The following is a 22,214-nucleotide window of genomic DNA, read 5'->3' as shown; positions in this document are numbered from 1 at the left end:
ATGAAGAGGTTAACCCGGTTTTTAAACCGGGCTAATTGTTTTGTTTAGTGTAAATCTTTCCAGATAGATTTTTTCCATAATAGTGCTAGAATGGTAAAGATTGCAAAGAATCCTAAAACCCATGGTCCGAGGCTTTCTCTATCTTTTTTACTTGGATCACCGGTCTCTTCAAGATAACTGATGACTTTATCATAACCCTCTTTACTTAAACCAACACGAGGCATTGCTGTCCCTGGTAGTTGACTCTCAGGATCTTCTACGAATGTTTTCATGAAGTTTTCACTTCGCGCTCGTATCATGATAGAAAGATCAGGTGGAAGTTTTCCGAGATAATGTACTAAATCTGCTTGATAATTTGCCACTTTAATTTTAAATTTCAAGAGATCCACATCTTTATTAGTCACGATATTAGTTTTGGTTTTTGGAACCTCACCAATTTGAGTGATATTTCCGTATCGATTAGCATGACATCTGGCACAACTATCTTCATAGGCAACTTTTGGAGTGAGTTCATCCGGTTTTGCTATGGATTTAAAGTAGGCAACCATATCAGCGACTTCTTGGTCTATGTCTCCACCTGCACCCATAAATGCTGGCATTGGGAAAACTCTTGTAGTGCCATCGAATTTATGTTTTAACATCATCGCTTTGGTAGGATTTTTAATCATTTCTGCCAAAAATCTATCATCTAAAAGCGCTCCAACTTGACTTAAATCTGGTGGGGTAACACCATAACTTGAAGCGGCCATATTAGGGTCCATTGGACTTGGTACGCCCGCAGCTTTTATACTGTGACATCCCACACAAGCTCCCGCACCCATGACGAGTTCTTGGCCTTTTGCTGGATCACCGGTTTTTGTGAGTGCCGGAAGGTCTGAATAGGCAAAGTTTTTAAATTCTACATGTTTGTGCATTTTACTATGTGCAAAAGGCTCAACACCCCAATATGTCAATAGTGTAAAAAAGACAACGATTGCTAATATTTTTAACTCTTTCATTATTTGCCCCCAATCGGTTTTTCAAATTTGGTGATGATAGGCAAAGAAAGCCACAAGAGTATAAAGAAACTTGCCGTAATCGTACCATACGTTGTGAAAACACCCTCAGGCGGTAATTTACCAAATATTGTCAATGTTACCATCGTGAGTAGTAATAACCAGAACCAAATTTTAAAAGCACCTCTTTTATTAGCAGGAGCCACATTTGGACTTCTATCTAAAAATGGCAAGAAGATGAAAATGACTTGCGCAAAGCCAAATGCCAAAAGTCCCGGATTTTTAGGGAATGGTCTAAGAATCTCATACGTCCACAAGAAGTACCACTCAGGATAAATATGGGTTGGCGTTTTAAGTCCATCTGCGGGATCAAAGTTTACCGGATCCATCGCAAATTCAAAGTGATAAAAAACAAGATAAAAGAAGAAAATTAAAAAGAAACCGAGTACTACAATATCTTTGCTTAAGAAGTCAAATTGAAATCGAATCACTTTTGAATTTTTTGTATTACCAGATAGGTATTTTTGAGATTCCTCTTTGAAATCAATCTCTTCACCGTCTTGGTTATTAACATGAGGTATTCTTAATGTTGCAAAGTGAAGTACTATCAACGCCATAACGGCTAAAGGTAGCAAGACAACATGAAGCATAAAAAATCTATTTAAGAAAGCATCACCTGGGACAAAATTTCCTCGAATCCACTCAACCAAACCATCAAGATGAAGTGCACCAAGGCTAAAAATATCGGTAATAACCATACCCGCCCAATAACTCATTTGACCCCATGGTAACATGTACCCACTAAAGGCTTCACCTGAAAAAGTGACGAATAAAAGCATACCCGAGATCCAAATCATCTCTCTGCCTTTTTTGTAACTTCCATAATAGATACCGGTGAACATGTGAATATAGATAATCAAAAAGACAACTGATGCAGCGACGGCATGAATATGTCGCCATAACCATCCATAACCAACTTGGCTCATGATAGTATAATTGACGCTATCAAAGGCAAGTTTTGTATCGGGTTTATAATACATCAATAAAAAGATTCCAGAGATTAACAGGAGCCCAAATGTCACTGCTAAAATCATCCCCATGGCCCACAAAAAGTTAATATTTTTTGGGATCCAATATTCTGTTGCCAAAACTTTTCTTACTGAATCAATAGCAAGTCTTTGATTTAGCCAATCATGAACGCTTGTTGCTTTTGTAAAATGTGCCATCAATCCTCCCTTATACTGTTAAGCCATCGGCTTTTAATTTTTTGTATTCTTCGCCGGCTTCACCAATCACAACCTTTTCACCTTCAATTTTAAAAGGTGGAATTACGAGTGGTATTGGAGGTGGAGATTTTAAAACTCTACCACTTGCATCAAATTGGCCCCCGTGACAGGCACATTTGAATTTGTGCTCTTTTGGAAAATAAGAGGGAATACAACCAAGATGCGTACAAAGACCAATGCATATAAGATATCTATTGTCTCCTACGATAACCTCTCTAGGATCTTTTTTCATATCGGGGGATTTTTTTAAGATAAATATTGGTTTTCCCCTCCATTTTTCTACATTCAACACATTGGGTTTTGCTGCGCTGAGATCGATGGTTGAATATCCCGCGGCCATAACACTTGGTAAGGGATCCCAAGTTCTCTTAGCTGCGCCCAATGCCGCGATTCCGCCAAGAGCAGTGAAACCACCAAGAGCCATGCCGAGAAAATCCCTTCTCTCTTTTTTTATTGCCATTGCTTTCCTTTCCTTTCAATAGTTTTTAATTATTCTATCTAATTATTTTTTAAAACAAGATGATGTAAGTCAATTTTTAAGAATTGAGAGAAATAAAAATATAAAATGTATCAAATACGCTATTAAATAGGATATGCAATGGTAATAGTGTGTCGAATTCAGAATAAAATAAGGTTAAATTAAGAACATATTTAGCTGATAAGTATTATAATTCTATTAAGGAAATTGATAATTATTATCGTATAGGATTATGTATGCAAGAGTTATGCAAAAAAGTATTTCGCTTTTATGTTGAAGGTTTTCAAAATATGAAAGTGGGCAAAAAATTATGGGCCATTTTGGCTATAAAATTTTTCATTTTTTTCATCGTTTTAAAAATCTTCTTTTTTCCTGACATACTTCAAACAAAATTTTCCAATGACCACGAACGTGCTAACTATGTCATGGAAAATATAACACAATAAAGGAATAATATGGATAATTCGCTTTTAGTTGATCTCTCTCGATCACAATTTGCATTGACTGCGATGTATCACTGGCTTTTTGTACCATTGACATTGGGGCTCTCTTTTATCATTGCATTTATGGAGACGATTTATGTCAAGACGGGCAATCCTGAGTGGAAAAAAATTACGAAATTTTGGATGACACTTTTTGGCATCAATTTCGCGATTGGTTTGGCTACGGGAATCATCATGGAATTTGAATTTGGTACCAATTGGTCCAACTATTCATGGATCGTTGGCGATATCTTCGGCGCACCACTTGCCATCGAAGGGATTATGGCGTTTTTTATGGAATCAACATTCTTTGCTGTGATGTTTTTCGGATGGAATAAAGTTTCCAAAAAAGCCCATTTGCTTTCCACGTGGCTTGTTGCGATTGGTTCCAATCTGTCAGCCCTTTGGATTTTAGTCGCCAATGGTTGGATGCAATACCCAACCGGTATGAAATTTAATGTCGATACCGCACGATTTGAAATGGAAAGCTTTTTTGATGTGCTTTTCAATCCTGTTGCAGTTTCAAAATTCCTCCATACCGTTTCTAGTGGTTATGTGATGGGATCTTTGTTTGTTATTGGGATTAGTAGCTGGTATTTGTTGAAAAAAAGAGATACGGTTTTTGCAAAACGTAGCATTATTGTGGCTGCCTCTTTTGGTCTTTTAGCGTCAATCTTCTTGATCTCAACTGGAGATGAATCGGCGCATCAAGTGGCGCTCAAACAACCTACAAAACTAGCAGCTATGGAGGGTTTATATGATGGTTCTAAACGTCAAGGAATTGTGGCGATTGGCCAATTGACCTCAGGTAAGGAAATCGGTGATAACAAAGATGATTTTGTTTGGTCCGTGCAAATTCCTTATGCGCTCTCATTTTTAGGATTTAGAAATATCGATGCTTTTGTTCCCGGTATGGATGACTTGGTATTGGGAAACAAAAAAATGAATATTGAACCAGCAAGTGATATGCTTGCCAAAGGTAAAATCGCGTTGAAATCATTGCGAGATTATAAAAATGCCCAAAAAGTAAATGATGCAGAGAAAAGTCAAGCTTCATTGAAGACCTTTAGAATGTATGAAAAATATCTAGGCTATGGCTATTTGAAAAATCCAGTAGATATCATCCCACCGGTTGGATTGACGTTTTATAGCTTCCATATCATGGTAGGTCTTGGTACTTGGTTCTTAATCCTCTTTTTCTTTATGTTATATTATTCAATGATTGGAAAAATAGAGGATAAAAGATTGTTTCAAAAACTAGCCCTTTGGAGTATTCCTTTGGGATATCTTGCCGGTGAAGTCGGTTGGATCGTCGCAGAAGTAGGGCGACAACCTTGGGCGATACAAGGGATGCTACCAACACAAGTAGCCACTTCGCATCTGACTAGTAATTCAGTTGCTGTGACTTTGGTGCTCTTTGCTGTACTTTTTACGGGATTATTAATAGCAGAGATCAAAATCATGTTATCTCAAATCAAACTCGGGTTCAAAGGAGCATAAATGTTTGAAAAATTATCATATCTAGCATTACAAGAATATTGGTGGTTCCTCATCGCTCTTTTGGGTGCTTTGTTTGTGTTCATGACTTTTGTACAAGGGGGTCAGACACTACTGAATAAAGTGGCAAAGAGTGAAGATGAAAAGGATATTGTTATTGCCTCATTAGGTCGAAAATGGGAATTGACTTTTACCTCGTTAGTGATGTTTGGAGGTGCTTTATTTGCGGCATTTCCACTCTTTTATGCGACGAGTTTTGGCGGTGCTTATTATGTCTGGATGGCGATTTTATTCTGTTTTATTATCCAAGCGGTCTCTTATGAATATCGTAAAAAACCGGATAATTTTCTAGGACAAAAAACTTTTGAAATCTTTTTATTCATCAATGGAAGTTTGGGGATTATCCTCATTGGTGCCGCAGTGGGGACACTTTTTACAGGAGGAAATTTTATATTAAGTGATATGAATCTCTCCTCATGGACACTCTCAAGCCGTGGTTTGGAAGCTGTTTTGAATCCTTTCAATGTGATTTTAGGATTGGTCGTCTTTTTCTTAGCTCGCGTTCAAGCGAGTCTCTATTTTTTGAATAATATCAATCATGAGGGTATCATCAATAATACAAGAAGGGTGTTACGAAATGACGCGATTCTTTTCCTAGCATTTTTTATACTTTTTTGTATTTTGTTGCTCACACTCAGTGGTGTGGCGTATGATGGCAATGCTTTTGTGGTTGTAAAATACAAATTTTTACTCAACTTTTTAGCATCACCGATACTGTTGGGAATTTTTCTCGTAGGGGCTTTGTTGGTGATTTATGCACTCTTTATCTCATTGTTTAAAAAGAGCCAACAAGGTATTTGGTTTAGTGGGGTTGGTACGGTTTTAGTAGTATTGGCACTGTTTAGCCTTTTGGGATTTAATAATACGGCGATTTATCCTTCGCTGAGCGATTTACAAAGTTCTCTGGATATTCGTAACGCTGCGGCGAGTCGATACACTTTGGTAGCGATGAGTTATGTGTCCCTTTTGGTCCCTTTTGTGTTGGGATATATTATTATCGTATGGCGAAAAATGGATCAAAAACAAATTACATCAGATGAAATCCAATCGGATTCTCATCATTATTAGGAGATAACATGGAAGAGATTAATTACACTGCTGAGATTATATGGCTTTTGGTTTGGCCGGCTTTGATATTTGTATCTTATAAATTCATTGCATTAAATATTAACCATTTTGAAGAGAATCTAAAATAGATGAAACATCCACGTGCAACGCAGGTTGCATGTGGATTATTTTTGTTCTAAAATCCAATCTGATACTATTTTAATATCGCTATTGCTTAGTTTTTTCCCAAATGCTGGCATGGGGATATTGCGACTTTCTTCCCACATTCCTTTGCTCCCCTCACGAATCGAATGATCAATCTGCGTTGCATCTTTTTTTAGCGCAATATCATGAAAAGATGGGCCGACTTTTTTCTTTTTGATTGCATGACAGCTCAAACAACCGCTTTGAGCGGCTATTCGCCTACCTTGTGGCATGGCTTTAAGTTCACGATTACGCTTCATGATAGCAAGAAGATTTTTTTGTGTGTAGTGTGAAAACATATATCGTGCAATCGCACGTACTTCATCGGTACTGACTTTGCCTTTAAGGGAGGGCATGAGTCCATAAGATGCGAGACTTTTTTTATCACAAAATGATTTTGAAACGCTGGGATTTTCTACGAAGTCTACGACAAATTCAATGCTTTTTGAGCGTCGATCTGGCAATGAAACCGCATCGATAAAATCATAAACATGAAAGCTAACAGCCATCATAGGTGGTGCTTTTTCATCTTCTGTTGAGTGTGCTGGCATATCAAGATTATGACAACTGCTGCACTTTTGTGTTAGTAGTGTTTTACCATCAAGCTTGAGACTTTGGTCCTCGCCACAGCCTATAAAAAGCAGGGGCGCCAATGAGATCAGTGTGGCGAGTGGTTTAAATTTCATGTAGCCCCCATTGTTTTTAGTGTGTTGAACAGGTTCCTTGTCCGGTACTTTGTTCTAGTTTTCCTTCAAGAAACATTTTGATACTCTCTTCTACGGTACGAGAAACGCGATCAAAATAGACGTCCAATCCCGCTTTTGCAAAACCTTGTGCGGGAGCACCACCGATGCCGCTGACGATGAGTGCATCGGGTTTAAAATTCAAAATATTGGTAATAGCATTGCTACAACCACCAGTTTTATGACCTGGATTTTGTGCTCCTTCTACTTCGACAATTTTTCCATCTTCCAGTGTGACAATGGTATAAAAATTGGCTCTACCGAAGTGAGCACCTCTTGGTGATAGATACCCTTCATTGGTATCTGTTGGGAAAACGAGTTTCATTTTCTGTCCTTAATATTGTAATTCTAATTGATTGTTTTGGTATGCATCATATGCTTCTTTTATGCTCATATTGCCCGCACCGATGTACATTTTCACATTGGAGCGTTTTAAGATGGCTAATGCCTTCTCCCCTGCACCGTTGCCCGTGATAATGATATCGGGGGTTAATTCCAAAACTTTTTTTGCAGTTTGTAGTCCTGCACCATGTTCCATGCCCTCTGTCTCGTTGTTTGGTACTGATGTGAGTGTCTTGGCGACGTCATCATAAACGACCAACATCTCCATACGTCCAAATCTTGGATCCATAGAGCTCTCCCAATCGCCCCCTTTTGCTGTAAATACTATTTTCATATTATATTCCTTTTTTTATTAAAATATTCTCTTTTATCGTTTCCCATGCCTGTTTCACAAGATGTGAAAGTGCGCAATCTTTATCATATTCTACAATTGGCTGTGCTAATGAAAGTGCTTTGGTAAAGGTTTCATCATAAGGTAATTTTGCAATCAGTTTGATATCTTCATCATGTAAAAATGCTTCAATCTCTTGCGTCATTTCGAGATTGAGGTCATATTTGTTAATAATACATACCGCTTGTAGATTGAACGTTTTGATGAGTTTATGAACTCTTTTTAAATCATGAATTCCCGATATCGTAGCCTCAGTTACTAGTACGACCAAATCAGCACCACTTAAAGAAGAGATGACCGGACATCCAATTCCCGGACTACCATCTGTGATGATGTACTTGATGGCACTATCTTTAGTGATATTTCGGGCTGTTTGTTTGACTTTTGCGACGAGTTTACCAGAATTTTCTGCTCCAAATCCCAGCTTGGCATGTACCATTTGTGCATTATTTTTGATATGTGAGACAAAAAGATCACCGGCTTTTTGTGTTTCCATCGTAATGGCATGGCTAGGACAAACACGACTACAATACCAACATCCCTCACAGGAAATTGGATCAACTTCATATTGGTCTTCTATGCGATGGATGGCATCAAAACGACACGCTGCTTCGCATGCACCACAATTGCTACATAAATCGGCATCGATTTTGGCGATTTCCCCACTCATAAAATCTTCTCTTTTGTCAAAATCTGCATCTAAAAGTAGGTGCATATTGGCCGCATCCACATCACAATCACAAATCAGAGATTCCGCTCCAGCAAGATATGCAAAGGAAGCACTCAGTGAGGTTTTCCCAGTACCTCCTTTACCTGAAATTACGACGATTTCTTTCATTTTATCGCTCCTATAAATGTTGCAATGTCATCGAGTGAATTTTTGAAGTGTTCGATTTTGGGATAAATTAACGCTCCTTTTGAATAAAGAGTGGCGAGGGCTTTGTCATTTTTGATTTTTGTGATAATTGGGATTCCCTCTTGCTGACAATACGCTTCAACATCATTATTGCCAATACCATAACGGTTGATGATGACACCAAAATTTTGTTTGAGGACGCGCATTGTTTCGACGGCCAAGCGCAAATCATTGAGCCCAAAAGGGGTGGATTCTGTGATTAAGATGACAAAATCACTCTCTCTACTGGCTTCAATGACCGGGCAACTGGTCCCCGGAGGTGCGTCATAAATTTTGATTGTATCTTTAAAATTTTCATCTACATAATCAATCGTTTGTGAGATGAGTGGTACGGCCATCTCTTGGCCTAAATCTAACCGTCCTTCGACAAAATGAAAATCAGTCGCTTCAAATGTTTTAATTTCTCCTATTCTGACAGGATTCATCGGCAAAGAATTTGTGGGGCAGAGTTCGCTACATGCATAACAACTGTGACACAGTTCAGGGAATACTAAGACCTCAGAAGGCAGTGCGACAATGGCATTAAAATTACAAATCTTTGCACATTTTCCACACAAGGTACAATCAGCACGTTCCCATTTTGGAACCATTTTATTGCAGATTGTTGTCTCTTTGAGTTTAGCATCGATAAAGAGTGCAGAATTAGGCTCTTCTACATCCAAATCTGTCAGTACTACCGCGTGATTGTTACTGGCAAGATAGGAGCTAAGATTGGTGGAAACCGTTGTTTTTCCGGTTCCACCTTTTCCACTTGCGATGGTGATTTTAAGGTTATTTTTCTTCATGTCTGTAGCGGTTTACGCCATGACCTCGACCATTACCTTGTCCAAATCCGACACCGTTTCCTTGGCATGCATGTGTATTTTTATTCATTCCGCGTCCTTCATGACGAGGGGAATGAGCGCAGTTTCTTCCTCGACCTTGACCTTGACCTTGACCTTGACCTTGTCCTTGACCTTGTCCTTGTCCGTTTCTTCTCATAATAATCTCCTTATTTTTGAATCGGTATAAATTTTTTACAGCCTTTTTCTGGAGTACCGCCATTGGTGGAGTACTCTTTGGCACCATCTTTGAAAAGTCGATAGCGTTCGCATCGATCTTTATTGATGCATCGTCCGTTGTTACATGCTAGTATCATGATTGTTTCCTTTCTTTTACTTCTAAGATTTTATTGTTCAAAAGGGCATCAGCGATTTTTTTTCGTGCTGAATCAATGAGTCTCGAAAACGTTGTACGAGATATTTGCATTTTGTCAGCACAATCTTGTTGGTATAGGGATTCATAATCTGAGAGTCGGATGGCTTCCATCTCATCTTCGTAAAGGATAATTGATTCAAGGGTATCACTACGAATACCTCGAGGTTTGAAACAAATCTCGCAGTGATTGACATCTATAACTCTATCTTTGCGTCGTCTTCCACAACAGGGCATCTTGACTCCTTTTTGAACATATGTGCAGAATTATAACGCACATATGTTCAAAAGTCAATATATTTTCAAGTTATTTTACAAATAATTTCATTTTATTTAATGATATCAATGATATCTTGCGGTTCGCACCTTTTTGTGTAATCTTCATTGACATATGAAAAGATGATTGTTTTCTCTTTATTGATGACATACGTAGCGGGCATGGGGAGTTCGTAACTCTCTTCTTCATTGCTTGCAGGGATATCAATACCAAAACTCAGATAGATTGGTCTTAGCTCTTGGGCTAGAGAAAAGACCAAGCCATAGGACTTCGCTACTGTATTCTGTGCATCACTGAGTACTTCAAACTGCAAATTATGTTTTTCTTGCGTCGATAAACTGGCATCAGGAGTTTGAGGAGAGATAGCAATGAGCTGGGCCCCCAATGCTTTAAATTCATCATTTCTCTCTTGTAGTGCTTTTAATTCAAGATTACAATAAGCACACCAAGCTCCTCTATAAAAACTCACAATCGCAAAATCATTTTTGTCTAAAACATCATCTAAAGATACAAGATTTCCTACGGCATTGGGTAGGGTAAAGGCTTTGGCGCGCGCTCCTACTGTGAGTGCATTCTGGCTGAGGTGCATCTTTTCGAGTTGTTTTGTTGCTTGCAGCATAATATCTTGAACTTCTTTTGGAGCTTTTTTTCTAAAGCCAACTTGGTATTCTTTGATCGCATCAATTAATCTTGACATAGGTATCCTTTGTTTTTTTATATTAGATTTTTTTATAATAAATGACCTAATGCAACATTGTAGAATAATTGTTCTATAATGTCAAGCATCATGATAATAATGTTGAATCAAAAGAAGAGTGAGATAAAAATGAAAAGGGTGTTAGAGATGATAATCAAGCTGCGTGTATCATGGTATTGAGGCCAATACTCTTTGAATACACGCAAGATTGGTAAAAGTGGTAGGAGATTCTTATAGGAATCTCATGATACTTATTTTTGTCGTTTGCTGCCGATTTTGACGTAGATATGCAGGATATCTAAAGCTGCTGGCGTGATGCCACTGATTTCACTGGCGGCAAATAGTGTGGGTGGATTGTGTTTTTGTAACTTTTCTACGACTTCGTTGCTGAGACCTGAAATGGAAGCGAAATCCATCATTGGTGGTATTTTGACATTCATGAGGTCTTTCATCTTGTCGATTTGTTGTTTCTGTTTTTCAATATAATTTTTATATTTCGCTTCCACAAGAATCTGTTTTTTTGCATCGAGTGAAAATTGTGAAAAGATTGGTGAAAGCTTGTCTAGCTTTTCCATATCAAATGATTTTCGTGCTACGATTTTTTGTAAACTTACTTTATCGGTGATTTTGTCTTCATCAATTGAGGCTAGATAAGCGATATTCTCTTTGGATGGAGTGAGTTCGGTCTCTTCTAAATATGCCAAACCCTCTTTGGTTTCTCGTTGCTTTTTGATAACCTTCTCATAAGTCTCCTCATCAATAAGTCCGAGTTTATAGCCATAATGGCTCAGTCTGATGTCAGCATTGTCTTCTCTTAAGAGCAGGCGATATTCCGCACGGCTGGTGAACATACGATAGGGTTCTTTGGTGCCTTTTGTGACTAAATCATCAATCAAAACACCGATATACGCCTCATCACGTCGTAGAATCAATGGCTCTTTTTCTTCAATACTCAAACTAGCATTTATCCCTGCCATCAAACCTTGCGCCGCAGCCTCTTCATATCCTGTCGTTCCATTGATCTGTCCTGCAAGATAGAGTCCAGAAACCTTTTTCGTCTCCAAAGTATGACGCAATTGGGTGGGATTGATATAATCATATTCGATAGCATAACCGTATCGGACGATTTTTGCATTTTCTAATCCTACGATAGAGTGGAGCATTGAGAGTTGCGTATCTGGTGGTAGTGATGTGGTGAGTCCATTAATATAATATTCTGTGGCTTCTTTAGTTTGGGGTTCGATAAAGAGATGATGGCGATCTTTGTCTCGGAAGCGATTGACTTTGTCTTCGATACTTGGGCAGTATCGTGGACCTGAGCCGTGAATTTGTCCGGTGAACAATGGGGCTCTATAAAAGTTACTCTCGATAATCGTATGGGTTGATTCATTGGTATAGGTGATGTAACAAGGGAGTTGATGCGGTTGGAATGTCTCACTATCGGTTCTAAAGCTGAAAGGTTGTGGCTTTTCATCACCGTGTTGGATTTCCATCTTAGAAAAATCGATACTTTTAGCATCGATTCTCGCACACGTTCCGGTTTTCAATCGTCCTAAGTCTAAGCCTAAATCTCTTAGAGAATCAGAGAGGTGAACCGAAGGAAATTCACCAAATCGTCCGGCATCTTGTTTGAATTCACCGACGTGAATCAAACCTTTCATAAAGGTTCCTGTTGTCAAAATCACCTTTTTGGCATTATAAATATTGCCCAAATGGGTTTTGACTCCTGTGACGACTTGATTGTCACTGATGAGATCTTTGACAATCTCTTGGGTGACACTGAGATTTTCAGTATTTAAGACGATGTTTCGCATATAGATACGATAACGATCCATATCAATTTGTGCGCGACTTCCTTGGACTGCTGGGCCTTTGGATTGGTTGAGGATTCTAAATTGAATACCAGTGGCATCAGTTGTAAGACCCATTTGTCCGCCGAGGGCATCGAGTTCTTTAACCAGATGTCCTTTGGCCAAACCTCCGACTGCGGGATTACAACTCGCTGCGCCGATTTGTTCTGCGAGTATGGTGATGAGTAATGTTTTCTTTCCAAGTCGTGCGGCCGCAAGTGATGCCTCGATACCTGCATGACCGCCACCGACGACGATAATGTCATATTTCATAATGTGCCTTTAAAATCATTGATGTGTGTTTGATGGACTAAATTTTATAGTCAATCCTCTAAATAAAAATAGTACGGCGATGATCACAAGGACCGAGCCGATTTTCGTAAAATCAAAGTGTGAATTTGCAATCAACATGATATCTCTGATGAAAAAAATAATGGTTGAGTCTATCATGAAGCGCAGTTTGATGTTGTTTTCATCGCTAAATAAAAATCCAATCAGCATTCTGACGATTTCCAATACGATAATAAACTCCAACAATGCCACAATCAAGGTCGAAAAAGAGTTGACTTCTTTGAGGTCTTTGACGAGTACAAAGAGTAAGGCCGCAACAAAAAACTTCAAAAAAGCGAGTATTCTGTTCCTAGTAAGGTAGTCTTTTACTTCCATCCTTCTCATCCTTTATTTTTTGCGTAAGATATCATAATTAGCTTAAAATTTGTTAACCATTTTTAAAGTAAGATGACTATTTTACTCTTTTATTGCTATAATTTCAAAAAAAATGGAGCGATAATGAATAAATTTTTAAAATTTGAAGTAGATTTCGATCATTTTATCGAAAAACTACAAGAAAAAATCAACCAAAACAACCAAACTATCGAAAAATTATTAAAGATTGAACATAAAACTTATGATAACTTTGTCAGACCGTTAGAGATCTTAGAAGAGAAGATGGATGAATTCTTTACTCCCATGTCACATCTAAATTCTGTAAAAAATAGCGAAACAACCCAAAAGGTTTATAGCCAATCTTTACCTATTATTACAGAATATGCGACAAAATTATCTCAAAATCTTGATATTTACAATGCTTTTAAAAGTATTGAGGCTAGTGAAAAAGCACAGCTAAATCAAGAGCAACTTCGCGTGTTGGAACTCAATATCCAAAGTTTTGAACTCAGCGGTGCGAATTTGGACGAAAAGAAAAAGAAGCGCTTAGAGGCCATCAATTTGCGGATGAGCGAACTGGCCAATGATTTTTCACAAAATCTCATCAACGCAGTGAATGATTATGAGTTGATACTCGATGAAGATGATGTGAAGGGATTGAGTGAAGAGGATAAAAAAAGTTATGAGATCGACGTAGATGGGGCTAAAAAGTATCGATTTACCTTGCAAATGCCCCCTTACATTACCTACATGACCTATGGCCAAAATCGTGAAATTCGCGAAAAACTCTACAAAGCCTATACGACAAAAGCCCCACAAAATGCGGCTATTATTGATGAATTGATGCAATTACGTCAAGAGATGTCTCATATCTTGGGGTTTGAAAATTATGCGGCGTATTCGCTGGCTCCTAAAATGGCAGAAAAAGAAGAAGCGGTCATCTCTTTTTTAGAAAAATTAGCCCATGCGGCCAAACCCATCGCCAAGCAAGAGTTAGCCACACTGCGAACGTTTGCAAAACAAGAAGATTTACAGAGTTATGATCTTGCATTTTATTCCGAAAAACTCAAAAAAGAGACCTATGATTTCGACCAAGATCTCTATCGTCCCTATTTTGAACAACACTCTGTGGTAGCGGGACTTTTTAAATTTTTAAATCTTCTTTTTGGTATTCGCTTTGAAAAGGTTGAAGTACCACTTTGGGATGAAAAAGCCAGTGCTTATAATGTCATGGTCGGGGATAAACTCACGGCGCGTTTGTATTTGGATTTGGAGTCACGCCAAGGTAAAAGCGGTGGCGCGTGGATGCACAACTGGCAGAGTCACTACAAAGAGGGTGGCACCGAACATCTCGCTTCTGCTTTCATCGTGTGTAACTTTCCTTCTTCTGAGAAATCGCCTTCCTTGTTGCGTCATGATGATGTCGTGACACTCTTTCATGAGATGGGTCATGCCTTGCATCATATGCTCTCAAATGTCTCAGAAGTGGGCGTGAGTGGTATTAGTGGGGTTGAGTGGGATGCGGTCGAGTTTCCGTCACAATTTTTGGAAAATTTTGCATACGAACCTAAAGTCTTGAAAATTTTTGCCGCACATTACAAAAGCGGAGAAATCCTCAGTGATGCGATGATTGATAAAATTGTAGCGGTCAAAAACTTCCAATCAGCATTGGGCATCTTGCGACAAGTCGAGTTTTCACTTTTTGATTTTAAATTGCATCAAAAACTTCACCAAGGTCAAGAGGTACAAGATTTACTTAATCAAGTAAGAGCGGAAAATTCACTGATTCAGCCACCTGCTTATAATAAATTTCAAAATGGTTTCTCGCACATCTTTGCAGGAGGTTATGCGGCAGGGTATTACAGCTACAAGTGGGCAGAAGTGCTCAGTGCCGATGCCTTCTTTGCAATCGTAGATCAGGGAATTTTTAATACAAAATTTGGTAAAGATTATCTCAATATTGTCTTAGCGCAAGGTGGAAGCAGAAGTATGAAAGCCTTGTATAAAGAGTTAAAAGGTGCGGATGCAAAAGTAGAAAGTTTGCTTCGCTTGAGTGGATTAACATCAAAATCGGAGGCATCATGAAAATACCTATGGACAATGTGTTTGCTTTGGCGGTGGATGTGCAGGAGAAACTTTTTCCGCACATCAACAACCATGAAATTTTATTGGAAAATATGCTCAAACTCATCAAAGGGTTGAAGCTTTTGGAAGTGGATTTTGTACTAAATGAGCAGTATCCTAAGGGGATTGGACATACGATTGCACCTATCAAAGAATTATTGCAAAATGATGTGGCTCATGAAAAGGTGACCTTTAGTTGTTGCCAAACTGAAGAGACGATGGATTTGATTAAAAAAGAAGGTCGGAAGTTTGTCATCGTATTTGGTATTGAAGCGCACGTTTGTGTTTTGCAAACCGTACTTGATTTGATTGATGCGCGATTGGTGCCTATTTTGGTCACCGATTGTATTGGCTCACGCAAGGAAAATGATAAAAATGTAGCAATTTCACGAATGATGCAAGCAGGCGCCATCCCTACGACCTATGAATCGTTACTTTTTGAACTCTGCGGTAGTGCAAAACACTCCGCTTTTAGGGCAATAAGCGCATTGATTAAATAAGCTTGATTTAAATCAAGAATCTTGAGTGAAATCTAATATATAATTCCTAAAAACAAATAGGAGTTAGTATGTCGGATTTAACAGTACAGCGACCTGAAGATGCCCAAATTATCACAGTAGAAGGGAGTAGTGTCCCTTTTTATCAGTTCCAAGTCAATGGAGTGACGTATATCGAGTTTGATACTTCACGTTGCGGTCCTCCTGAGCCTATGGTCAATGCCATGTTGGCGGTGGGATTGATTAAAGATGCCAAGACTAAAGTTATCATGATCAATCACAAAAGCCCTGCGGGTTTGTTGCCGAAGATTCGTGAAAATTTTGATATTCAAGAGAGCACACTAGAAGATGGCAGGGTCAAACTTGTCTTCTCTTATATTGAGGGTGCGAGCGAGCAAGCTGACCTTAGTGACAAAACGTGTGATGGTTAAATCATGGCAAAAAATTTAGCCACAGAGATGGCGCCCCCTTTTGTACTGGTGGCACATTATTTTATCGCGGGGGCTTTTTTTTATGCACTGAGTGCTTTTATCTTGCCCTTTTTTGCGAATGATATTAGTGGGTATTTTCTCTCCACATCCATCGCCTCACTGATACATCTGTATCTGCTAGGTTTTGTCATGATGGTAATCTTTGGCGCGATGTATCAATTGATTCCCGTTGTATTGGAAATCCCAATATTCTCCAAAGACTTTGCCTATGTTCAGTTTTATATCTTCATAGGGGGTATTATTCTCTTTGTGTTGGGGCTTTTTGATACCAATTTTATCGCTATGATGCCTTATGGCGCTTTGATGATGTATCTCTCGATGTTGATTTTCGTCGTGAATATCATGATGACGTATAAGGAGCTCAAACGCTGGGATATTGTCGCGAAATTTATCTTTGTCTCCAATATCTTTTTGTTTGTGGGGGTGAGCATTGGATTGGTGATTGCTTTAAATCTGATTTATGGATTTTATCCAGATATTGAAAACCTTGTACGCATGCATGTGGGTGCGACGATTTTTGGATATGTATTGATGACGATTATGGGAGTGGGGATGATTCTTCTACCGATGTTTTCACTCTCTCATGGCTTTAAACAACGTGCGATTGAAATCGCCTTTTATACCATTATCCTAGGGTTAGTGTTGTTATTATTAGGAGCAACATTGCAGTTTGAGACATTAGAATTACTCGGATCATTTTTTGTGATGGTCTCTGTATTTTTAGCATTGTATCAAATGTGGCTGATTTTTAGTACAAGAATTCGCAAACAAAATGACTTTTGGGCCAAGAATATGATTGCTTCATTTGTGGCATTATTACTCACTTTTGTGATTTTAATCACGGCCATTGTAACCCAAAGTGCTACGCTCTATCTGGCGTTTGGATTTACGCTATTTTTTGGATTTTTTACCTTTTTTATTGTGGGACATATCTATAAAATTTTGCCCTTTTTGGTCTGGTATCAGCGCTATTCCCCTCTTGTGGGTAAAATCAAAGTGCCCATGCTGGGCGAGATGATAAAAGAGAAGATTGCCGATGTGCAATTTTGGGTCACGCTCTTGGGATTTTTGGTGAGTTTGATGGCGATTTTATTCTCCATTCCATTGGCATTTCAAATCGGAGCTACGATTATGGGAGTGGGAACCCTTTTGGTGATATATAATATCTATTTTACATTAAATTATAAAGTTAATTTAGGAGTTCAAGATGGTGAGTGAAGAAAATGTGTATGATGCAATTAAAACAGTTATCGACCCTGAAGTGGGATTTGATATCTACTCTTTGGGTTTGATTTATGGCGTGCGCGTAGAGGATGACCATGCGCATGTCACGATGACACTCTCGACACGAGGATGTCCTTTGCATGAGATGATGAAACAGTGGACAAAAGAGGCCGTTGAGCGCATTGATGGCATCAGTAGTTGTGACGTTGAGATTGTATGGGAGCCGGCGTGGAATATCACGATGGCAAGTGATGAAGTAAAAAAAGCATTGGGGGCAATATGAAAGATATGAGCGCATTTCCTAAATTTTTTGATGAGGTACCAAGTATTACTACTTTTGATCCTTTGGCATTGACACTCGGTACCGTGAGCGATGGTATTATTGTATTTAATTATCGACAAATCGTCAAAGCCGCCGGACACAGTTGTCCCACGGTTGCAGGCGCTTATATCATGACACTCAAAGCCTTAGATGCTCTGTATCCTGATAGCAATCCCATTCGAGGCGAGATTAAAGTAGAATTTAAAGAGGATGAAAAAGAGGGCGTCGCCGGTGTGATTGGCAATGTCATAAGCAATATCACAGCAGCGACCCAAAAGAGTGGGTTTAAAGGATTAAATGGCAGATTTGCACGACACTCTTTGATGTTTTTCAATGCGCCGATTCAATCAAGTGCGCGTTTTACGAGGTTGGATACACAAAAAAGTGTCGATGTGTTTTATAATCCCAATGTCGTGCCACCGAGTAAAGCCCTGCAAGAGTTGATGTTGCTTGTTGTGAATCAAAAAGCAAATGAAGCACAGATAAAAGAGTTTGGTACCTTGTGGCAAGAGAGAGTCAAACGCATTTTGATTGACAATTTTAATAATGAGGCATTGATAAAAGTACGCTAATCTTTTGGTATAATATGGCAAAAAAGAGTAGTAATGTTTACAGGACTTATCAGAGAATTTGCAACCGTTATTAGTTATCAAAACAGTGTATTGACGCTAAAAGCCAATTATAAACCCAATATTGGAGATAGCATTGCTGTTAATGGCGTCTGTTTGACCGTGATTTCCATCGGCAATCAAACCTTCTCAGTTGAACTCTCCAACGAAACCAGAGGGGTGATGGCCGTAGAAAACCTCAAAGGACGTGTTCACATCGAGCCGGCTATGAAGCTTGATGAACGCTTAGAGGGACATATCGTGCAAGGGCATGTTGATTGTGTGGGTGTGATTGAATCGATTCACAAAAATCAAAATGCGACCGATTTTTATATCACGTATCCCAAAGAGTTTGCACCCTATATTGCACCCAAAGGCAGTATCGCGATTGATGGGGTGAGTTTGACCATCAATGAGGTCAATGATGCGCGTTTTAGACTCACCATTATCCCCCACACCTTCAGCCAAACGCTCTTTGGCGAATACAAAGTCGGCACTCATGTCAACATCGAAACCGATATGTTTGCCCGCTATATCTACCACATGATTCATGCCAAAAAGAGTCTCAGCTGGGATGATGTAGATCATATGATGGCGCGTTATTAGCGATGCGGTATTGTTTCACAGACCGCTTTGGCGGCAGGAGCGAGGGGCGTTATGAGAGTTTTAATCTGGCGTTGCATGTTGGTGATGATCCCCTCATCGTAGCGCAAAATCGCGCACTCTTATCTCAAAAAATAGCTTGTGAAAATCTTGTGTTTATGGAACAAGTTCATGGTGATAGTATCTCAATCGTTCGGGATGTCTCTTCTCCTAAAATACGTAGATGCGATGCTTTGATTACCAATTTACCCGATGTTGCTTTGTGCGTGATGGTGGCAGATTGTATTCCTGTTCTGTTACACGATAGCCATACACAAGCTATCGCGGCCATACATGCAGGGCGCAATGGTGTGGCGAAAAAGATTGTCAACAAAACAATACAAGCAATGCAAGAGACCTATGGGAGTAGCCCTGAGGATATTCAAGTATTTTTAGGTCCAGCGATTGGGTCTTGTTGTTATGAAGTCAAAGAAGATGTCACCGCAGGATTTGAGGGATATGTGCGCCATCACGAAGGGCGTATTTACTTGGATATCATGCAAAAATGTTTGGATGATATGTGTGAGGGGGGCGTGAGCGCTCAACACATCAATAACGCTCAGATTTGTACCTGTTGTGAAGAGAATTATTTCTCCTACCGAAGAGACGGGGTGACGGGAAGATTTTGTGGAGCGATAGTTTTATGAATTTGTTTGACAATAGTGATGCGCCCCAAAATGGTGAGATTTTTGAAACCTTATTTGAGAGTAAAGAGGTGTTGATTGAGCGGATTATTAGTTCGGATAAACAAGAAAAAAAGCTTTACAAACAAGATCATGATGAGTGGGTCATGATCGCTCAAGGCGAAGCGCTTTTGCAATTGGAAAAAGAGCGAAAACGCCTCAAAAAAGGTGATTGGCTTCTCATAAAACAAGGCATCAGGCATCAAGTATTAGAGACAACAAAAGGCACACTGTGGTTGTGTGTGCATCTGAAACATCATGATAAATAAAAAACAGATTATCAAACACTATCTACAAGAAACAGAGGCCACGCATACTTGTGACAATGAGACGACTCTGAAAATTGCACAAATTGCTGCACGATATCATATTCCATTTTTTGAAAACGAAGCGTTAAGGGCACGTTTGTTAAATTGTGACGCGGTGGATAAACTGTCTCAAAATGAACGCCAAACCATCACGATGTTGTTGAAATTTTTTGTTCATATCGAAAAAGAGGCGCAGCTCAGCAAATAAAGATAGAATATGCTGAGCTGCTAGAGGTTAGAGTTTTTGGTAAATCTCACCGATTCTGTGTGTAGCCGTCTCTTTGAATTTATCGCTTTGTTCTTGCATCCCGTTTTCAAACGCTTCATCTAAGTTTTCAATGCCTTTATTTTCGGCATAATCTCGAATATCTTGAGAGATTTTCATCGAGCAAAATTTTGGTCCGCACATCGAACAAAAGTGAGCGATTTTGGCACCTTCTGTGGGCAACTCTTCATCATGAAAGGCAAGTGCGCGTTCTGGATCAAAACCGATGTTAAATTGATCAAACCATCGAAACTCAAATCGTGCTTTACTCATGGCATTATCTCGTATTTGTGCTCCCGCAAAGCCTTTAGCAAGATCTGCGGCATGCGCGGCGATTTTATAAGTGATGATTCCCTCTTTGACATCATCTTTATCAGGCAATCCCAAATGCTCTTTGGGCGTGACATAACACAACATTGCAGTACCATACCAGCCAATTTGTGCTGCTCCGATGGCCGAAGTAATATGATCATATCCTGGCGCAATATCGGTCGTGAGGGGCCCGAGTGTATAAAAAGGCGCTTGCATGCAATCTTGCAACTCTTTTTCCATATTTTCTTTAATCTTTTGCATCGGAACATGGCCGGGACCTTCTATCATGACTTGCACATCATGATCCCATGCGATTTTCGTGAGTTCCCCCAGTGTTTCAAGTTCTGCAAATTGGGCATCATCGTTGGCATCATAGATAGATCCCGGTCGCAAACCATCACCTAGTGAAAAGGCCACATCATAGGCTTTCATGATCTCACACATCTCTTCAAAATGCTCATACAAAAAGCTCTCTTTGTGATGATGTAGACACCATTTTGCCATGATAGAACCCCCACGAGAGACGATTCCTGTCAATCTTTTGGCGCTTAGGGGAATGTAAGCTAAGCGCACACCAGCGTGAATGGTAAAATAATCCACTCCCTGTTCGGCTTGTTCGATAAGTGTATCTCTGAAGATTTCCCACGTAAGGTTTTCAGCAACCCCATGCACTTTTTCAAGCGCTTGATAAATCGGCACCGTACCGATGGGCACCGCACAATTGCGGATAATCCACTCTCTGGTTTCGTGAATATTAGCACCCGTTGAGAGATCCATCACGGTATCGGCACCCCAACGCGTCGCCCAAATCATCTTCTCCACTTCTTCTTCGATAGACGATGACGTGGCAGAGTTACCGATATTGGCATTGATTTTAACCCTAAAATTTCGTCCGATAATCATCGGCTCACTCTCAGGATGATTGATATTTGCAGGCAGTACAGCTCTACCGCTAGCGATTTCATCGCGGACAAATTCGGGTGTATAAAATTCTGGTAAATTGGCACCAAAATGCTCGCCTTGATGTTGCTTATAAAGATGGCCACTTTGTTTCATCTCTTCGATTTTACAATTTTCTCGAATGGCGACAAATTCCATCTCTGGGGTGATAATTCCCGCTTTTGCGTAGTGCATTTGTGTGATATTTCGACCTTTTTGGGCGCGTTTTGGTTTGGGAATATTGGGAAATCTTAGAGTATCAAGCGCGGTATCTTGATGACGCGTGTGCCAATAAGATGAGCTAAAGTCTGTGAGTGGTTCACTGTCATGTCGCGCATTAATCCAAGGCGCACGTAGTGGATTTAAACCGCGATGCAAATCAATGGTGGCATTAGGGTCGGTATAAGGACCGGTGGTATCATAGACATAAAGTGGTGGATTTTCCTCCTTTTTGCCATCACTTGAGAGTGTGGGACTTAAGGTAATCTTGCGCATTGGCACCAAAATATCAGGGCTACTACCCTGGTCATAAACTTTTTGGGAATTGGGAAGGTTTTGGATTGTGGATGTTTTCATCTCTTTGAGATGTTCTAATGTTGCACTCATGTAGTATTCTCCTTTTCCTACGCTGGCATTATCCAGATCAGGTGCATGATGTCATGTGAGTTCGTGGC

The 22,214-nt window shown here is 39.5% G+C and carries 28 protein-coding genes; 13 read left to right on the top strand and 15 right to left on the bottom strand.

Features of this window, described 5'->3' with window-relative positions; translation table 11 throughout:
* Positions 1-44 precede the first annotated feature (44 nt).
* From SFB89_RS09920 to SFB89_RS09910, 3 genes are read right to left on the bottom strand one after another with little or no spacing between them, the layout of a single operon-like run.
* Positions 45-998, bottom strand: coding sequence for a c-type cytochrome (locus SFB89_RS09920; protein ID WP_331774531.1), 954 nt, complete (start codon positions 996-998; stop codon positions 45-47).
* Positions 998-2,221, bottom strand: coding sequence for a cytochrome b (locus SFB89_RS09915; RefSeq protein ID WP_331774530.1), 1,224 nt, complete (start codon positions 2,219-2,221; stop codon positions 998-1,000). The genes SFB89_RS09920 and SFB89_RS09915 overlap by 1 nt, the downstream gene beginning before the upstream one ends.
* Positions 2,222-2,231: 10 nt before the next feature.
* Entirely contained in the window at positions 2,232-2,741 is a 510-nt protein-coding gene (locus SFB89_RS09910; protein ID WP_331774529.1) for a Rieske 2Fe-2S domain-containing protein, read from the bottom strand.
* Positions 2,742-2,995: 254 nt separating this feature from the next.
* On the opposite strand from SFB89_RS09910, the gene SFB89_RS09905 reads away from it, so the two are divergent.
* Genes SFB89_RS09905 through cydB form a run of 3 tightly spaced genes read left to right on the top strand, consistent with a single transcriptional unit; the run spans position 2,996 to position 5,866 of the window.
* Positions 2,996-3,205, top strand: coding sequence for a DUF4492 domain-containing protein (locus SFB89_RS09905; protein WP_331774528.1), 210 nt, complete (start codon positions 2,996-2,998; stop codon positions 3,203-3,205).
* A 9-nt stretch (positions 3,206-3,214) separates the two neighbouring features.
* On the top strand, positions 3,215-4,741 hold the full coding sequence (locus SFB89_RS09900) for a cytochrome ubiquinol oxidase subunit I (protein ID WP_331774527.1): 1,527 nt from the start codon (positions 3,215-3,217) through the stop codon (positions 4,739-4,741).
* Positions 4,742-5,866: a cytochrome d ubiquinol oxidase subunit II gene (gene cydB / locus SFB89_RS09895; RefSeq protein WP_331774526.1), complete on the top strand. Its 1,125-nt coding sequence runs from the start codon at positions 4,742-4,744 to the stop codon at positions 5,864-5,866.
* A 164-nt stretch (positions 5,867-6,030) separates the two neighbouring features.
* On the opposite strand, the gene SFB89_RS09890 is transcribed toward cydB, so the two are convergent.
* The 11 genes from SFB89_RS09890 to SFB89_RS09840 all read right to left on the bottom strand — a co-directional run bounded on the left by SFB89_RS09890 (position 6,031) and on the right by SFB89_RS09840 (position 13,125).
* The gene (locus tag SFB89_RS09890) at positions 6,031-6,735 is read right to left on the bottom strand and encodes a c-type cytochrome (protein WP_331774525.1); all 705 of its coding nucleotides are present in this window, start codon (positions 6,733-6,735) and stop codon (positions 6,031-6,033) included.
* A gap of 16 nt (positions 6,736-6,751) precedes the next feature.
* The gene (locus tag SFB89_RS09885) at positions 6,752-7,117 is read right to left on the bottom strand and encodes a NifB/NifX family molybdenum-iron cluster-binding protein (protein WP_331774524.1); all 366 of its coding nucleotides are present in this window, start codon (positions 7,115-7,117) and stop codon (positions 6,752-6,754) included.
* Between the two features lie 9 nt (positions 7,118-7,126).
* Positions 7,127-7,468, bottom strand: coding sequence for a NifB/NifX family molybdenum-iron cluster-binding protein (locus SFB89_RS09880; RefSeq protein ID WP_331774523.1), 342 nt, complete (start codon positions 7,466-7,468; stop codon positions 7,127-7,129).
* Position 7,469: 1 nt separating this feature from the next.
* Entirely contained in the window at positions 7,470-8,363 is an 894-nt protein-coding gene (locus SFB89_RS09875) for an ATP-binding protein (protein ID WP_331774522.1), read from the bottom strand.
* Positions 8,360-9,226, bottom strand: coding sequence for an ATP-binding protein (locus SFB89_RS09870; protein ID WP_331774521.1), 867 nt, complete (start codon positions 9,224-9,226; stop codon positions 8,360-8,362). The genes SFB89_RS09875 and SFB89_RS09870 overlap by 4 nt, the downstream gene beginning before the upstream one ends.
* Entirely contained in the window at positions 9,213-9,422 is a 210-nt protein-coding gene (locus SFB89_RS09865) for a hypothetical protein (RefSeq protein WP_331774520.1), read from the bottom strand. The genes SFB89_RS09870 and SFB89_RS09865 overlap by 14 nt, the downstream gene beginning before the upstream one ends.
* Positions 9,423-9,432: 10 nt before the next feature.
* Positions 9,433-9,579, bottom strand: a complete 147-nt coding sequence (locus tag SFB89_RS09860) for a hypothetical protein (RefSeq protein WP_331774519.1) — start codon at positions 9,577-9,579, stop codon at positions 9,433-9,435.
* On the bottom strand, positions 9,576-9,872 hold the full coding sequence (locus SFB89_RS09855; RefSeq protein WP_331774518.1) for a DUF134 domain-containing protein: 297 nt from the start codon (positions 9,870-9,872) through the stop codon (positions 9,576-9,578). Before SFB89_RS09855 ends, SFB89_RS09860 begins: the two co-directional genes overlap by 4 nt.
* A 92-nt stretch (positions 9,873-9,964) precedes the next feature.
* Complete coding sequence (locus SFB89_RS09850) at positions 9,965-10,609, bottom strand: peroxiredoxin-like family protein (RefSeq protein WP_331774517.1); 645 nt, start codon at positions 10,607-10,609, stop codon at positions 9,965-9,967.
* Between the two features lie 251 nt (positions 10,610-10,860).
* Positions 10,861-12,732 carry a tRNA uridine-5-carboxymethylaminomethyl(34) synthesis enzyme MnmG gene (gene mnmG, locus SFB89_RS09845; protein ID WP_331774516.1) on the bottom strand — a complete coding sequence of 624 codons (1,872 nt, stop codon included), beginning with the start codon at positions 12,730-12,732 and terminating at the stop codon, positions 10,861-10,863.
* A 15-nt stretch (positions 12,733-12,747) separates the two neighbouring features.
* Positions 12,748-13,125 carry a phosphate-starvation-inducible PsiE family protein gene (locus SFB89_RS09840; protein ID WP_331774515.1) on the bottom strand — a complete coding sequence of 126 codons (378 nt, stop codon included), beginning with the start codon at positions 13,123-13,125 and terminating at the stop codon, positions 12,748-12,750.
* Positions 13,126-13,248: 123 nt separating this feature from the next.
* Here SFB89_RS09840 and SFB89_RS09835 point away from each other — a divergent pair, with 123 nt between their 5' ends.
* The 10 genes from SFB89_RS09835 to SFB89_RS09790 all read left to right on the top strand — a co-directional run bounded on the left by SFB89_RS09835 (position 13,249) and on the right by SFB89_RS09790 (position 20,232).
* Positions 13,249-15,210: a M3 family metallopeptidase gene (locus SFB89_RS09835; protein WP_331774514.1), complete on the top strand. Its 1,962-nt coding sequence runs from the start codon at positions 13,249-13,251 to the stop codon at positions 15,208-15,210.
* Entirely contained in the window at positions 15,207-15,749 is a 543-nt protein-coding gene (locus tag SFB89_RS09830; protein ID WP_331774513.1) for an isochorismatase family protein, read from the top strand. The genes SFB89_RS09835 and SFB89_RS09830 overlap by 4 nt, the downstream gene beginning before the upstream one ends.
* 68 nt (positions 15,750-15,817) lie before the next feature.
* Positions 15,818-16,177: a hypothetical protein gene (locus SFB89_RS09825; RefSeq protein ID WP_331774512.1), complete on the top strand. Its 360-nt coding sequence runs from the start codon at positions 15,818-15,820 to the stop codon at positions 16,175-16,177.
* Between the two features lie 3 nt (positions 16,178-16,180).
* On the top strand, positions 16,181-17,455 hold the full coding sequence (locus tag SFB89_RS09820; protein ID WP_331774511.1) for a hypothetical protein: 1,275 nt from the start codon (positions 16,181-16,183) through the stop codon (positions 17,453-17,455).
* A complete protein-coding gene (locus tag SFB89_RS09815; protein ID WP_331774510.1) occupies positions 17,445-17,744 on the top strand; it encodes a metal-sulfur cluster assembly factor in 300 nt (99 codons plus the stop codon). The genes SFB89_RS09820 and SFB89_RS09815 overlap by 11 nt, the downstream gene beginning before the upstream one ends.
* Entirely contained in the window at positions 17,741-18,355 is a 615-nt protein-coding gene (locus SFB89_RS09810; RefSeq protein ID WP_331774509.1) for a hypothetical protein, read from the top strand. The genes SFB89_RS09815 and SFB89_RS09810 overlap by 4 nt, the downstream gene beginning before the upstream one ends.
* 33 nt (positions 18,356-18,388) lie before the next feature.
* The gene (ribE, locus tag SFB89_RS09805; protein ID WP_331774508.1) at positions 18,389-18,997 is read left to right on the top strand and encodes a riboflavin synthase; all 609 of its coding nucleotides are present in this window, start codon (positions 18,389-18,391) and stop codon (positions 18,995-18,997) included.
* A 2-nt stretch (positions 18,998-18,999) separates the two neighbouring features.
* Entirely contained in the window at positions 19,000-19,680 is a 681-nt protein-coding gene (pgeF, locus tag SFB89_RS09800; RefSeq protein WP_331774507.1) for a peptidoglycan editing factor PgeF, read from the top strand.
* Entirely contained in the window at positions 19,677-19,985 is a 309-nt protein-coding gene (locus SFB89_RS09795; protein WP_331774506.1) for a cupin domain-containing protein, read from the top strand. Before pgeF ends, SFB89_RS09795 begins: the two co-directional genes overlap by 4 nt.
* Positions 19,975-20,232, top strand: coding sequence for a hypothetical protein (locus SFB89_RS09790; RefSeq protein WP_331774505.1), 258 nt, complete (start codon positions 19,975-19,977; stop codon positions 20,230-20,232). The genes SFB89_RS09795 and SFB89_RS09790 overlap by 11 nt, the downstream gene beginning before the upstream one ends.
* A 27-nt stretch (positions 20,233-20,259) precedes the next feature.
* Here SFB89_RS09790 and thiC read toward each other — a convergent pair whose 3' ends face one another.
* Positions 20,260-22,146: a phosphomethylpyrimidine synthase ThiC gene (gene thiC / locus SFB89_RS09785; protein ID WP_331774504.1), complete on the bottom strand. Its 1,887-nt coding sequence runs from the start codon at positions 22,144-22,146 to the stop codon at positions 20,260-20,262.
* Positions 22,147-22,214: the final 68 nt, after the last annotated feature.

Origin of the sequence: Sulfurospirillum sp. 1612, from assembly GCF_036556685.1 — a bacterium.
Classification (GTDB): Bacteria; Campylobacterota; Campylobacteria; order Campylobacterales; family Sulfurospirillaceae; genus JAADIZ01.
Note: the sequence above shows the minus strand (reverse complement) of the source record. Positions and strands in the feature narration are given on the sequence as shown.

Bases quoted from the DNA above. Each gene is read 5' to 3' on its own strand.
- SFB89_RS09920 (WP_331774531.1), bottom strand. From the start codon at position 998: ATGAAAGAGTTAAAAATATTAGCAATCGTTGTCTTTTTTACACTATTG.
- SFB89_RS09915 (WP_331774530.1), bottom strand. From the start codon at position 2,221: ATGGCACATTTTACAAAAGCAACAAGCGTTCATGATTGGCTAAATCAA.
- SFB89_RS09910 (WP_331774529.1), bottom strand. From the start codon at position 2,741: ATGGCAATAAAAAAAGAGAGAAGGGATTTTCTCGGCATGGCTCTTGGT.
- SFB89_RS09905 (WP_331774528.1), top strand. From the start codon at position 2,996: ATGCAAGAGTTATGCAAAAAAGTATTTCGCTTTTATGTTGAAGGTTTT.
- SFB89_RS09900 (WP_331774527.1), top strand. From the start codon at position 3,215: ATGGATAATTCGCTTTTAGTTGATCTCTCTCGATCACAATTTGCATTG.
- cydB (WP_331774526.1), top strand. From the start codon at position 4,742: ATGTTTGAAAAATTATCATATCTAGCATTACAAGAATATTGGTGGTTC.
- SFB89_RS09890 (WP_331774525.1), bottom strand. From the start codon at position 6,735: ATGAAATTTAAACCACTCGCCACACTGATCTCATTGGCGCCCCTGCTT.
- SFB89_RS09885 (WP_331774524.1), bottom strand. From the start codon at position 7,117: ATGAAACTCGTTTTCCCAACAGATACCAATGAAGGGTATCTATCACCA.
- SFB89_RS09880 (WP_331774523.1), bottom strand. From the start codon at position 7,468: ATGAAAATAGTATTTACAGCAAAAGGGGGCGATTGGGAGAGCTCTATG.
- SFB89_RS09875 (WP_331774522.1), bottom strand. From the start codon at position 8,363: ATGAAAGAAATCGTCGTAATTTCAGGTAAAGGAGGTACTGGGAAAACC.
- SFB89_RS09870 (WP_331774521.1), bottom strand. From the start codon at position 9,226: ATGAAGAAAAATAACCTTAAAATCACCATCGCAAGTGGAAAAGGTGGA.
- SFB89_RS09865 (WP_331774520.1), bottom strand. From the start codon at position 9,422: ATGAGAAGAAACGGACAAGGACAAGGTCAAGGACAAGGTCAAGGTCAA.
- SFB89_RS09860 (WP_331774519.1), bottom strand. From the start codon at position 9,579: ATGATACTAGCATGTAACAACGGACGATGCATCAATAAAGATCGATGC.
- SFB89_RS09855 (WP_331774518.1), bottom strand. From the start codon at position 9,872: ATGCCCTGTTGTGGAAGACGACGCAAAGATAGAGTTATAGATGTCAAT.
- SFB89_RS09850 (WP_331774517.1), bottom strand. From the start codon at position 10,609: ATGTCAAGATTAATTGATGCGATCAAAGAATACCAAGTTGGCTTTAGA.
- mnmG (WP_331774516.1), bottom strand. From the start codon at position 12,732: ATGAAATATGACATTATCGTCGTCGGTGGCGGTCATGCAGGTATCGAG.
- SFB89_RS09840 (WP_331774515.1), bottom strand. From the start codon at position 13,125: ATGGAAGTAAAAGACTACCTTACTAGGAACAGAATACTCGCTTTTTTG.
- SFB89_RS09835 (WP_331774514.1), top strand. From the start codon at position 13,249: ATGAATAAATTTTTAAAATTTGAAGTAGATTTCGATCATTTTATCGAA.
- SFB89_RS09830 (WP_331774513.1), top strand. From the start codon at position 15,207: ATGAAAATACCTATGGACAATGTGTTTGCTTTGGCGGTGGATGTGCAG.
- SFB89_RS09825 (WP_331774512.1), top strand. From the start codon at position 15,818: ATGTCGGATTTAACAGTACAGCGACCTGAAGATGCCCAAATTATCACA.
- SFB89_RS09820 (WP_331774511.1), top strand. From the start codon at position 16,181: ATGGCAAAAAATTTAGCCACAGAGATGGCGCCCCCTTTTGTACTGGTG.
- SFB89_RS09815 (WP_331774510.1), top strand. From the start codon at position 17,445: ATGGTGAGTGAAGAAAATGTGTATGATGCAATTAAAACAGTTATCGAC.
- SFB89_RS09810 (WP_331774509.1), top strand. From the start codon at position 17,741: ATGAAAGATATGAGCGCATTTCCTAAATTTTTTGATGAGGTACCAAGT.
- ribE (WP_331774508.1), top strand. From the start codon at position 18,389: ATGTTTACAGGACTTATCAGAGAATTTGCAACCGTTATTAGTTATCAA.
- pgeF (WP_331774507.1), top strand. From the start codon at position 19,000: ATGCGGTATTGTTTCACAGACCGCTTTGGCGGCAGGAGCGAGGGGCGT.
- SFB89_RS09795 (WP_331774506.1), top strand. From the start codon at position 19,677: ATGAATTTGTTTGACAATAGTGATGCGCCCCAAAATGGTGAGATTTTT.
- SFB89_RS09790 (WP_331774505.1), top strand. From the start codon at position 19,975: ATGATAAATAAAAAACAGATTATCAAACACTATCTACAAGAAACAGAG.
- thiC (WP_331774504.1), bottom strand. From the start codon at position 22,146: ATGAGTGCAACATTAGAACATCTCAAAGAGATGAAAACATCCACAATC.